At 37.6% G+C, this 12,771-nt stretch carries 10 protein-coding genes; 6 read left to right on the forward strand and 4 right to left on the reverse strand.

All coding sequences use genetic code 11. The features are described 5' to 3' along the window. Both ACR30L_RS12295 and ACR30L_RS12300 read right to left on the reverse strand, forming a co-directional pair. Complete coding sequence (locus ACR30L_RS12295; RefSeq protein ID WP_435237904.1) at nt 1-1,338, reverse strand: ATP-binding protein; 1,338 nt, start codon at nt 1,336-1,338, stop codon at nt 1-3. A 116-nt stretch (nt 1,339-1,454) separates the two neighbouring features. Next, complete coding sequence (locus ACR30L_RS12300) at nt 1,455-2,180, reverse strand: response regulator (protein ID WP_435234548.1); 726 nt, start codon at nt 2,178-2,180, stop codon at nt 1,455-1,457. 508 nt (nt 2,181-2,688) lie between these two features. Here ACR30L_RS12300 and ACR30L_RS12305 point away from each other — a divergent pair. From ACR30L_RS12305 to nspC, 4 genes are all read left to right on the forward strand, one after another. Then, the gene (locus ACR30L_RS12305) at nt 2,689-4,095 is read left to right on the forward strand and encodes a diaminobutyrate--2-oxoglutarate transaminase family protein (RefSeq protein WP_435234549.1); all 1,407 of its coding nucleotides are present in this window, start codon (nt 2,689-2,691) and stop codon (nt 4,093-4,095) included. Nucleotides 4,096-4,099: 4 nt separating this feature from the next. Further along, nucleotides 4,100-5,590, forward strand: a complete 1,491-nt coding sequence (locus ACR30L_RS12310) for a pyridoxal phosphate-dependent decarboxylase family protein (protein WP_435234550.1) — start codon at nt 4,100-4,102, stop codon at nt 5,588-5,590. Next, the gene (locus ACR30L_RS12315) at nt 5,591-6,808 is read left to right on the forward strand and encodes a carboxynorspermidine synthase (RefSeq protein WP_435234551.1); all 1,218 of its coding nucleotides are present in this window, start codon (nt 5,591-5,593) and stop codon (nt 6,806-6,808) included. A gap of 82 nt (nt 6,809-6,890) precedes the next feature. Continuing rightward, entirely contained in the window at nt 6,891-8,018 is a 1,128-nt protein-coding gene (gene nspC / locus ACR30L_RS12320) for a carboxynorspermidine decarboxylase (RefSeq protein WP_435234552.1), read from the forward strand. Nucleotides 8,019-8,112: 94 nt separating this feature from the next. Here the strand turns inward: nspC and ACR30L_RS12325 are convergent, their stop codons facing one another. After that, nucleotides 8,113-8,640, reverse strand: coding sequence for a hypothetical protein (locus ACR30L_RS12325; protein ID WP_435234553.1), 528 nt, complete (start codon nt 8,638-8,640; stop codon nt 8,113-8,115). 674 nt (nt 8,641-9,314) lie between these two features. Next, the gene (locus tag ACR30L_RS12330) at nt 9,315-11,315 is read right to left on the reverse strand and encodes a bifunctional metallophosphatase/5'-nucleotidase (protein WP_435234554.1); all 2,001 of its coding nucleotides are present in this window, start codon (nt 11,313-11,315) and stop codon (nt 9,315-9,317) included. Between the two features lie 503 nt (nt 11,316-11,818). Between ACR30L_RS12330 and ACR30L_RS12335 the strand changes: the two genes are divergently transcribed. After that, nucleotides 11,819-12,226 (forward strand): SulA-like leucine-rich domain-containing protein, encoded by a 408-nt coding sequence (locus ACR30L_RS12335; protein WP_435234555.1) that lies wholly within the window; start codon nt 11,819-11,821, stop codon nt 12,224-12,226. A gap of 135 nt (nt 12,227-12,361) precedes the next feature. Next, entirely contained in the window at nt 12,362-12,562 is a 201-nt protein-coding gene (locus tag ACR30L_RS12340) for a YaeP family protein (protein WP_435234556.1), read from the forward strand. Nucleotides 12,563-12,771: the final 209 nt, after the last annotated feature.

Raw genomic sequence — 12,771 nt, forward strand, 5'->3', positions numbered from 1 at the left:
CTAATGCTGAGACTTGTAAACACGCGGTAAGATAATAATGACTTCTAACCCACCTTGTTGCCGATTAAGTAATTGCAACTCGCCATTATGTGCTTGAATAATACTACGAGAGATACCTAACCCTAGCCCATAACCTTGTTTATCATTATGCAAACGACGATAAGGCGTAAAAATACCATGAAGCTCTTTTTCTGGTATACCTGGTCCATTATCTTCAATGGTTATTTTTAAAGAATCAGGGCTATCAACAACAGTGATAACAACACTATCACCATATTTAACACCGTTTTCAATGAGATTCGCCAATGCACGTTTCAAGGCAAGAGGTTTACCTCTATAGGGTTGCACCTCGTTACTAATAATTTGTATTGTATCTGGCTGTGGACTACTAATTCTATTAAGCAATTTAAGCATATCAACGGGCTGAATATTTTCATGAATATCTGTATCTTTTACCGTCTGCAATGCGCCCTTCACTAACATTTCTAAATCATCCAAATCATGATTAAAAGCGACTGTTTGTTTTTCATTATCAAGTAGTTCAGAACGTAAACGTAAACGCGTAATAGGGGTTTTCAAATCATGTGAAATAGAACGAAACAATACCTCTCGGTCACGTATATATGATTGTAATTTCTGCTGCATACGATTAAATGCAGAAGTGGCTGCAATAATTTCCGTTGCACCTTCTTCTTTCAATGGTTGCTGACGAAGATCAATACTCATTTCCGAAACCGCCATTGCCAATTGCTTTAAAGGTTTAGTTTGCCAATAAAAGAGTAGATAAATAAAAATAAGTAATAATACCGTTGTAAACATCAACGTAATTACTTGCTCTGAAGAGATAATGGACTTATCAATCAATAAATAAGGAGGAGGTAAAATAGCCGCTAAATATAACCATTCATGGTCAGTCATTTCGACTTGAACAACTAAAACGGGTGGTTTGACCGAAGGTATAATTAAAGAATACGCCCCCCAAGAAGGAGGAAGATCTTTTAATAAGACATCATTTTTTAACACATGTAGATCATCGGGATGAGAAAATGCTATCGCGATTTGATTTGTTGATGGAATACGCCGTTTTAATGCTTCATCAACAACGGCGATAACTTGTGCTTTTAAAGGACTATCTTCAATTGGGTTAATGATTATTTTTTCACTGTTTAATGAAACAAAAAAACGACTCCCCCCTAAGTCACGCAATTGCTCCAAAACAAGATGGCGATATTCCATCGGTAATGTTTGAAAAAAGGTAATGGTATTCACCGCACTTTCAGCTAAATTATTAGCATTAAGTAATACCGTTTCTTTTTCACTTTCAGCAAATTGATTCACCAAAAAAAAACTGCTTAGCATTTGCGCGACGATCACTGAAAAAATAGTGAGTAGCAACATCCGCGATATTAACGAGCGAAACATCATTCTAAAACTCAGCAATTTATGCCCTTACATTATTTAACAGGTTTAATTTCTGCAATAAAGACATAACCAGCACCGCGCACAGTCTTAATCATTTTAGGGGCTTTAGCATCGTCACCTAAGCATTGGCGCAAACGACTCAAGTGCACATCGATACCGCGTTCATTAGCAAAAGAATCTCGGCCGTGTAAAGTTTGGCTAATTTTGTCACGCGAAACGGGGGTATTGGGGTTTTCCAAAAATAACATCAATAATTGAAAGTCTGCGCCAGTTAGCGGTACCACTTGATTTTTATTCTTAATAAGATTTTGCTGTTGGGTATCGAGTTTCCAATTTGCAAAGCAGAGATAACGTGGCTTTTCGATTGGCTTAACCGCTTCATTAACAAACTGCGTTCTTCTTAATAATGCTTTAATGCGAGCGAGTAATTCTCGAGGACTAAAAGGTTTAGCAATATAATCATCGGCACCAATTTCTAACCCAAGAATACGATCCATTTCATCCGAGTTAGCCGTTAGCATAATAATAGGAACATTAGAGGTTTGACGAATATGTTGACATAACGTAAATCCATCGTCTCCTGGCAGCATAATATCTAAAATAATTAAATCGGGCGTATTACTCTGCAATATTTTTTGCATTTCAATGCCTTCTTCAGCCGTTAATACTTGGTAATTATTTTTTGATAAATATTCAGCTAATAGCTCGCGTATCGCCTGATCGTCATCCACAACCAGTACTTGTTTATTGTTGCTCACATTTTCACCTTTCCAAAAACCTAATCAATTTAATATTTTACAACATATCTAACTATTTGACAGTGAGAGAGTGCAGAAAATAAAGCTAAAAATAAGTATTTGTATTCACTAATCAGTGCATTTAAAAACGTTTAAAACTCAACCAATAACATTTAAATTAGTATAAAAATCAACATATTAAAATTAACCGTAAAATTTTGATATATTTTGCACTTGCCAGTTGTAAAAACGATGATAGAATGCGCGATTTGTTAATCAATCTATACTGATTTTTATATTCATTAATCTAACAAGGAGCGCGGTATCATGTATTCAATAGTATGCTTAAATCACGCAGAAAATTTGTTAGTGTTAAAAACAATCTCGTTGTACGAAACCTTCCTACATTACGCAACAGAACCCTGATTAACACCCCACTGTATCACTCTGTCGACTTTATTAACGTATTGTAAATCGGCCCAAAATTTTCCATTTATGGTTACTTCCCATTATTTTTAAGGAGTCCGTTATGCAAAACGTTCTCAATTTAGCACCAGAAACTTGTCTTACCAATGATCAAGAAATTCCGTTAGTGACAGAACTGTATGACTTAACGCCCGATAATATTTTATTAAGCCAAGAGCATTATGAGTCAGAAGTTCGCTCTTACCCTCGCCGTTTACCAATTGCAATTAAAAGTACGCGTGGCGTGATCATTGAAGATACAAAGGGTCAGGTTTACGTAGACTGCCTTGCAGGTGCAGGAGCACTACCATTAGGTTATAACCACAGTGAAATTAACCAAGTGATGATCGCTCAATTAAATGAAGGTGTACCTTATCAAACGTTGGATTTAACCACCCCAGTTAAAGATGAATTTATCAAAGCAGTGATGCAATTTTTACCTCGTGATTTTGCGAAAAATGCGCATATTCAATTTTGTGGTCCCTCTGGTGCGGATGCCGTTGAAGCCGCCATTAAACTCGCTAAGCTTTACACACAACGCAATACAATGGGATCTTTCCATGGTGCTTATCACGGTATGACCAATGGTTCACTTGCATTAACCGGTAACCTTGCGAATAAAAGCCGTCGTACGGGATTAATGTCCGATGTACATTTCTTTCCATTCCCATACAACTTACGTTGTTCTTTCGGACTCGGTGGTGTTGAAGGTGTAAAACAAAGTATTCATTATATTGAATCAATATTAAATGACGATGAAAGTGGCATTACTAAACCGGCTGCATTTATTGTCGAACCGATTCAAGGTGAAGGCGGCGTGATTCCCGCGCCTGCATTATGGTTACAAGAATTACGACGTTTAGCCGATGAACATGATATTTTATTAATATTCGATGAAGTCCAATGTGGTATCGGTCGCAGTGGCGATAACTTTGCCTTTGAAGAGTCCGGCATTGAACCTGATATTTTAGTGCTATCTAAAGCGATTGGTGGCGGGATGCCGATGTCGGTCATAATTTACAATAAAAAAATCGATTGTTGGAATGCTGGTGAACATACAGGCACTTTCCGAGGAAATCAGTTGGCAATGGCATCGGGTGCAAAAACCTTAGAAATCATTCAACGTGACAACCTGACCGAAAACGCCAAGCAACGCGGTGAACAATTACGTAGCATGTTACGCGATATCCAAGCTGAAACTGACTGTATCGCTGAAGTTCGTGGGCGCGGGTTAATGTGTGGAATTGAAATTGTAAAAGCGGGTGAATTCGATGGATTAGGTCGTCCGGTTAGCGATCCTGAACGCGCTATTTTAATTCAACGCGCCGCATTAGAACGCGGTTTAATTATTGAAAAAGGTGGACGTAAAGGTGCTGTTCTGCGTTTCTTACCCCCATTAATTATCAGCGAAACACAAATAAACTTCGTAGCTGAAACCATTAAAACCGCTATTTTATGTACACAGGATTAATGCTTTGAATCAATCTCAATCACCTTGGTTAAAACATTTCATTCAAATTGGCGAAGGTAATAATTTGCCATTTGAACAGGCGGGTGCCCAGACATTAGAAAGCATTAATACGCTTTTTAAACAATGCAACGCCCCCTATTCTGGTATGCCACCAGCAACTTTAAAGGAAGCTATTTATAATAGTGAACTTGCGCAGGTCGAACCACTAGAACAAGTTATTAAACAGGCTACCGAGTTGATTGCTAAAAATTCAATCATGGTTCAGCATCCTCATTGCATTGCGCATTTGCATACTCCACCGCTGATTTCGTCCGTATTAGCCGAGTTTTACATTGCAGTGTTAAATCAATCAATGGACTCTTGGGACCAAGCATCTAGTGCCACTTATCTAGAACAATTTATTATTGATTGGCTAGTGAAAACTTACTCCATGGGTAATCAAGCCGATGGTGTGTTTACCAGTGGTGGCACCCAAAGTAACTTAATGGGCTTATTATTGGCTCGAGATTGGTTTGCAAATAAGCATTCGTCCCATAATATTCAACAGGATGGCTTGCCCGATTACGGCCATAAAATGCGCATAATCTGTTCAGATAAGACCCATTTTACCGTTCAAAAATCAGCTTCATTAATGGGGCTCGGTGAACGTGCTGTAGTTTGTGTTAAAACCAATCAGCAGGGACAAATGGATTGCGATGACTTGCGCCAAACGATTACAGCACTCAACGATAGTGGTTTATTGCCAATTGCCGTTGTAGCAACAGCAGGTACAACGGATCATGGCGCGATTGACGATCTTCAAAGCATTGTCGAAATTAGCCATAAAAATGCTTTATGGTGCCACGTTGACAGTGCCTATGGTGGTGCACTAATTCTAAGTGAGAAACATAAATCACGTTTAAAAGGAATTGAATCAGCAGACTCGGTCAGCGTCGACTTCCATAAACTTTTCTATCAAACGATCAGCTGTGGTGCATTAATTGTTAAAGATAAACATCACTTTAATAGCTTACTCCACCATGCAGATTATCTGAATCGTGAAGGAGATGAACTGCCAAATTTAGTTGATAAAAGTATCGCCACGACCAAACGTTTCGATGCATTAAAAATGTTTATGACACTTAAAAGTGTCGGGGCAAACACACTGGGTAAAATGTATGACAGATTGTTAGCATTAACCTTAGATGTTGCAGAAATGATTAAACAAAACAATCATTTTGAGCTCTGCTGTGATCCACTATTATCAACGGTATTATTTCGCTTAAGCCCAAGTTATCAAACAAACTTAACCGATGCTCAATTTAATCAACTTCATCAACGTTTACGTTTACACCTGTTAACCACTGGCCAAGCTGTTATCGCCGAAACCAAAGTTGACGGAAAATTATATTTAAAATTTACATTGTTAAACCCATGTTTAACATTATCTGATTTTGATTCTCTCTTTAATACAATCGAATCAAATGCCAAACTACTTATTGAAAAGGGTTTATAAATGTCTGTATTACAAATTGGCGCCGGTGGCGTAGGCTGGGTTATTGCCCATAAATGTGCACAAAATAACGATGTATTTGGTGATATCACCCTTGCCTCTCGTACTGTCTCTAAATGTGAAAAAATTATTGCCTCCATCAAAGAGCGCGATAATTTAAAAGACACAACAAAAAAAATCCAAGCATTGCAGATTGATGCTGATAATGTTGAAGCATTAGTTGCTTTAATTAACCAAGTACAACCGGACCTACTGATAAATGCAGGTCCTCCTTGGGTAAACGTCGCAATCATGGAAGCCTGTGTACAAACTAAAACCGCTTATATCGATACGTCCGTTGCCACTGACTTATGCAGCGAAGGACAACAAGTTCCAGAAGCTTACGATCCACAATGGGCATTTGCAGACCGATTTAAAGAAGCCGGTATTACGGGCATCTTAGGAGCAGGTTTTGATCCAGGTGTTGTGAGTGTATTTGCTACCTATGCACACAAACACTTATTTGATGAAATTGATAGTATCGATGTTATGGATGTGAATGCCGGCGATCATGGCCAAAAATTTGCAACCAACTTTGATCCTGAAACCAATATGCTTGAAATTCAAGGCGATTCTTTCTACTTCGAAAATCAAGAATGGAAACAAGTACCTTGTCATACCCGTATGATGGAATTTGATTTCCCCGTTGTAGGTAAACAAAAAGTATACTCAATGGCACACGATGAAGTGCGTTCGATGGCTGAGTTTTTACCGGCTAAACGTATTGAATTCTGGATGGGTTTCTCTGATACCTATCTCAATTACTTCAATGTGATGCGTGATATTGGCCTATTGAATACAGAAGCCGTGACAACAGTCGATGGAATCACCGTTGAACCACTAAAAGTATTAAAAGCTATTTTACCGGATCCCACTTCCCTTGCTCCTGGCTACACGGGTAAAACCTGTATCGGTACATGGGTACGTGGTAAAAAAGAGGGTAAAGCCAAAAGCGTATTCATCTACAATATCTGTGACCATAAAGAAGCTTATATCGAAGTTGAACACCAAGCTATTTCATACACAACGGGCGTTCCTGCAATTACAGCAGCATTACTTTACTTCCAGCATAAATGGAGTGATGTTGGCTTATATAATGTTGAACAACTTAACCCAGATCACTTCTTAGATCTAATGCCACGCATTGGTTTAAGTTGGGAAATTCAAGAATTAACCATTTAACACTAACAGGCTGCGAGCATTGTATTAATCGAGCAAGGTTCGCAGCTTGTCATTCTATTCTCCTCATTAAAAGATTGCGCCCATGAGCTTACACCGAAACACTCTCAATACCCCTTATTTTATAATCAATGAAGCAAGCCTGATCGATAATCTTGAGAAAGCTAAGCAACTTAAAACAATTTCAGGTGCAAAGTTAGTATTAGCGCTAAAGTGTTTTTCAACTTGGGGAACCTTTGACACAATCAAACCATACTTAGATGGCACTACCAGCTCTGGACCCTATGAAGTAAAATTGGGCCATGAAACGTTTGGCGGTGAAACACATGCGTACAGTGTCGGTTATTCAACAGCCGATATTGAGGCCGTCAAACCACTATCAGATAAAATTATCTTTAATTCATTATCACAACTCGATACACATTATGAAAACTGTAAAAATGCTGCATCATTAGGCTTGCGCATTAATCCGGAAATGAGTGTCGCAGGGCAAGATTTAGCCAATCCAGCTCGTCAATATTCACGTTTAGGCGTAAAGCAAAATTTACTGACTCCCGCACTACTTGAAAAAGTAGAAGGCTTTATGTTTCACATGAATTGTGAAAACAAAGATGTTGATGCGTTTATTGCTATTCTTGATCATATCTCTGAAAATTTTTCTGATTACCTCAATCAACTCAAATGGCTTAGTTTAGGTGGCGGTATTTTCTTTACTTATCCGAATTATCCTATTGAAAAACTGGGCGCGGCATTAAAAGCATTTTCCCAAAAACACAATATTCAGCTTTACCTAGAGCCCGGCGAAGCGATCATCACTCGTACTGCGGATCTTGTCGTGAGCGTTATTGATATTGTAGAGAATGAAAAACAAACCGCTATTGTTGACAGTGCAACCGAAGCACATCGTTTAGACACGCTTATTTACAATGAACCCGCCTCTATTCGAGAAGCATCGGATAACGGAACACATTCATATATTATAGGTTCATGCTCTTGTCTAGCAGGCGATACTTTCTGTGAAACACAATTTGACCAACCATTATATATTGGACAAAAACTGCATTTAATGGACTCAGCGGGTTATACCATGGTTAAACTGAATTGGTTCAATGGATTAAAAATGCCGAGTATTTACTACCAGCGCGTTAATGGTGATATTGAATTGTTAAACGAATTTGGCTATGAAGATTTTAAACGCACATTGGGAAAATAAAATATCCACTGAGATGGGATATTAACCTCAAATAAGCAAGGTGCCACTCAATTCAATGAATTAAGATGGCACCTTCTACATAAACTAAAAAGACTCAGTTATTATTATAAAGACGCTCTGCAGACGTCATCATTGATTGGCCCTGAGTAACCAATTTTTGGCCTTCTGTAATATCTTCTTGGCCTTCTGTGATATTGTCATTACCACGTTTAATTAATTTATTACCATCGGCAATATCTTCTTCACCATCTTCCCAAGCTTTGGCTATTTTATTTAGTTTAGCAACTTGCTCTGTCGCTAATGTAGCTGTTGTGACACCTAATGTTGTTTTTATCACTGTTTGGTACGCTTGTTTATTCGTTTGGACTTTAAGGTTACCCGATGTAATTAATTTCTCACCCTTCGCTAGATAAGATTGGCCTTTTTCGAGTAATTTTGTCCCACTGGCAACCTCTTTATTACCTTCTATATACATTTCATTGCCTTCATCCCATTGCTCTGCAATTTCAACGCGAGACTCACCTTCAGAAAGTATACGCTCTCCAAATGTTGGCGGCTTAGTTGTACAACCCGCAAGGCTGACAAAACCGATTAATAAAATAGTGCGTGTAGATAAATTCATATTGTAGTTCCATTATTTATTAAATTTTAACTCAAATGCGTCGTCATATGTTTCGCATTCTAGACCTAATAACTCCCAACTACGGTACCTGCCTCTCTAGTAGATAGTTAACAAACAGAGCCATAAAATAGACTTAAAATCATATTCCATGGATGTTAAGCGAAATAAACATACCACACTTTACAATTAACTAGCTAGCAACATTTTTTTGACTCAAACATATTTTTTCATGACCAATTAAAGAAAAGTTTAAAAGATAGAAATGACATTTTTCTGAATTATATTTACTAAAATAGACAACATATAAACACTTTCCAAGTAATCTATATACAAGTTAATAAAGAATTAATTACATATAAAAATCATAGCGTTACATACATCACTGTACCGGATCGTTAGTTTAAATGTTATAAAACTAAATATTGAAGTAATGATGCTTCATTAATAAAGAATTGAAAGTAGGAATTAATACCAGAAGATAACACAGTGATCTCTATTTACTTATGCAATAGGAAGCTTAAATATAGATAAAAAAATCCGAATGTTACATTAACATTCGGATTGAGTATAACCTATACCCGTTACCATTCAAGATGCAGAAATCAGCAAGACGAGAGGTGAGCAGATTCTAGGCATAAAGGTGAAGATCTAACGGGTATAGTCATTATAACAACTTAGTCATTTGTTTTTATAATACGCATATCCGCATCACCACCATCAATATCATCAGCGATATCATAGGGTGAATCTGCATTTGGGTAAGTAACGCGTAAATACTCAGCTAATGCATCTTGCTCTGAACCTGTATCAGCAAAACTAGATAGGCCCGGATCAACGGCATCCATTAGACTAATCTCATCTTCAGCGCCTAAATCAACTTGATCAGTTGAAGGGAATGTATAACTATCACCGCCCCCTACTAAGTAAGTCAAGCTGACTAACGTGTAACTCGCATCGACAAGGCTACCATCTGCAAAAATAACGGTATCACCGTCATCGCTACAATCGCCATCACGATTTGCATCAAGAGTTATGCTCGTTACTCTTTCGCCATCGCCATCTTCAGAAGAAGTCAGTGATGAGTCATATTCGAAACAAATACCAGCCACTTGTGGGAATCGACCATCTGCCTCATCCATTTGTGAGACGCCATGCTCAAGCAGACCTTTTAATTCAGAAGCAGTCACCGTTAAGGTGGTTAGATCATTATTAAATGCCAATGCGGTTTGGATATCATATTGCGAGATATCACCTTCTTCTTTTCCAGCCGCCTCGTAGGCCGCAGGTGGGAAGTATGCTAAATCATCTGCACTGGTTGAACCCGCAGGATAGGCATAATATCCGATATCAGCACGAATACCGCCACCATTCTTAAGAGAGATTTGAACCGAGTCATCGTACAACCTTGCATACCAAAGGTTAGCGTCAGCAGTTAAATCACCTAGGTTAACTTCTTCAGTACGTACATAACCCCTTGTCCCGTTGATATATACATCAGTATGCCCTTGTACATTACCTTCGGCCGCTAATAATAAATCTTCAACAGCAGAGACAATACTATTCACAGCCGTATTAACAGTACCACCAAGATCAATATCACTTGCGTATGGACCACTAATATCATCGTCAATAGTCGATGTTAAAAGGTTTCCCTGTTCATCAAAACCAACGACTAAACGACCAAGGTATTTATAATCACCATCAACATTCACAACGGGTACTTGATAGCCATCTGGGTTGGTTTTATAAACGGGATAACTGTCCGCAGCTTCATCACCATCTAGAAGATCATCGCCATCATTTGCAAGCAATGTATTTGATCCACCTGCAACAATAATATCGACATCAGTTAAAAGTGTTGCCAACTCTTCTTCAACTGAAATTTGTTGCATATGTGCCAGTAAGATAATTTTATTTATCCCTTGAGCAGTTAACTCATCCACTTTCTCCTGAATAATAGCAGCCAATTCGGCCGTATCATCACTTTCCGGTGTGACAGTAATATCTTCAGTTGATGTGATATCTTCTTCTGTCGGCGTAGTTGCTCCAATAATCCCAATGGTTTCTCCGTCCACTTCAATAATTGTGGTTCCCGCAAGGCTATTAGGAATAGTACTGGCTACCTGTCCATCATCAACGACATAATTTGCGGTATTAGTGTCTGCAGAAAAGTCTAAATTAACACTTAAATAGGGAAATTGAGTACCAACATAATCGGATGTTTCACCACCGGATTCGGTTGCAATAAACTCAGCAAATGCAGCGGTACCTTCATCAAGATCATGATTACCAACCGCTGAAGCTTGCAACCCCATCTCATTTAACATTGCAATGTGTGCACGACCGCCACCAGGGATACCAATACTTTCAATATCTGACATCGAATCATCTTCAGCAGCTGCATACAAAGAACCAGGAATTAGGTTATCTCCTGAACTGAGAAATAATGTGTTATTAGGATATTCACTCGTAAGTGCAGAAACATTACTAGCGAACGTGCCCGCATAGGCAAGTGCATCAGAGGTTGAACCATCAATATCGGCAACGTGTAATAGTTGTAATGTAAAAGCAGCTTCTTCTACATCATCATCGTCCTCATCAATACATCCAGATAGTGCCAGTGATATTGATAAAGCAAGTGGTGCCATTACCCATTTTTTTTTATTATCAATCATGTTGTTCTCCATTAATTCCATTCATTATTGGCGTTATTAAAAGCCAACGTTTTTTTAGTCAGAAAATTATTTATCCATATCCATTAATTTCCTGATTAATTAATACCGATCTTGACCATGTTATATGTCAGCCGTATTACGGTTTCCATAAAACAATGTAAAAGTGAGGTCAAATTGATATTAACAATCATTACTATTACACATAACTAAAATGCTGACTAGTTAGACAATAAAAAAACAACAATTATTTTATTAAAAAGAAATAGCATATTCCCACCGCTAAACATCAGATGCTATTTATGCTCAATATTTTATTACTCCTGCCGATAATAAGGTATGCCCCTTTCTTTTACTGCTTGTAAATCGGGCTAAATGTTTCTAAAACAGACGGAACTTGTTTGAAATACGACCATTTATTCTAATTAATTGAATAAATGACTTGATAAATAACCAATATCAATATACTGTTAATCCATACAGTGTTTATTTAAACAGGTGATTTTATGTTAACAAATTATATGCAAAACAATACTCAGCACACACCAGCTAGCGTTATTATTCCTAACAACGCATTGCCATCGCTAACCATTTCCTATGATATTGAAAACTATTATTCACTGTTATCTCATATCACTCGTGATGTAGAGCAACGCTGGATCCTATTTATCGCTCCACCAGGAAAACCAAATGTCACCTTTTTACAACAAGCAGGAATACACAAAAATCGCATAATCACACTACCCCAAAATAAAATTGGTGATCATAGCGAACTACTTAAATCCACACTAAAAAGTGGTAATTATTCAACGGTAGTGACTTGGTTAACTGATTGTGATGCTTCATTACAAAATGAATTATCTGAACTTGCACTCGCATCAAATAGCAAATGTTTTGTCTACTGCACGCAATAATTTGATTAGTTTCGTTACAAAATTAGTTATAGTATTATTTGCTACTCACTTTTAATGTTGCCAAATACAGGCAGGACAAAAAGTAGTTAAAAATTTCAACAATATTAATGACATTGTAAATAATGAGAGAACTGTATGTATCCCTATAGCGAAAAAACAAAAAACTTAATTAATCAAATCGGCAGCGGCGATGTAGGTTATATACCAAAAGCAATTACCTGTGCGATTAAAAATTTAGACTTAATAGCTGCTAATGAAGATTTACCAGAAGATGTTCGCAATCAAGCTGCTTTCGCTGCAGCGAATCTTGCATTAAGTGATTATAATGATGACTAATAAGCCATCTCAATTGTGTTAAATATGAGAACCACATTTAATACGGGAAAAAGTGTTTAGTTCGAATCGAAAGTGGAGGTAAATAGTTGTTTCATTTTATGGCACTTTCAACAAAAAACAAAAATTTTGCCCCGTAAAATAAAGCAATTAATTATCGCGATTGGCACAAATTCTATTACTTTACTTATTAACACTGACACAACAAAAAA

The sequence above is a fragment of the Psychromonas saccharinae genome (genome assembly GCF_051201515.1).
In the GTDB taxonomy this organism is placed as follows: Bacteria; Pseudomonadota; Gammaproteobacteria; order Enterobacterales; family Psychromonadaceae; genus Psychromonas.

Coding starts and splice junctions, on each gene's coding strand:
- ACR30L_RS12305 (WP_435234549.1), top strand. CDS start 2,689: ATGCAAAACGTTCTCAATTTAGCACCAGAAACTTGTCTTACCAATGAT.
- ACR30L_RS12315 (WP_435234551.1), top strand. CDS start 5,591: ATGTCTGTATTACAAATTGGCGCCGGTGGCGTAGGCTGGGTTATTGCC.
- nspC (WP_435234552.1), top strand. CDS start 6,891: ATGAGCTTACACCGAAACACTCTCAATACCCCTTATTTTATAATCAAT.
- ACR30L_RS12325 (WP_435234553.1), bottom strand. CDS start 8,640: ATGAATTTATCTACACGCACTATTTTATTAATCGGTTTTGTCAGCCTT.
- ACR30L_RS12330 (WP_435234554.1), bottom strand. CDS start 11,315: ATGATTGATAATAAAAAAAAATGGGTAATGGCACCACTTGCTTTATCA.
- ACR30L_RS12335 (WP_435234555.1), top strand. CDS start 11,819: ATGTTAACAAATTATATGCAAAACAATACTCAGCACACACCAGCTAGC.
- ACR30L_RS12340 (WP_435234556.1), top strand. CDS start 12,362: ATGTATCCCTATAGCGAAAAAACAAAAAACTTAATTAATCAAATCGGC.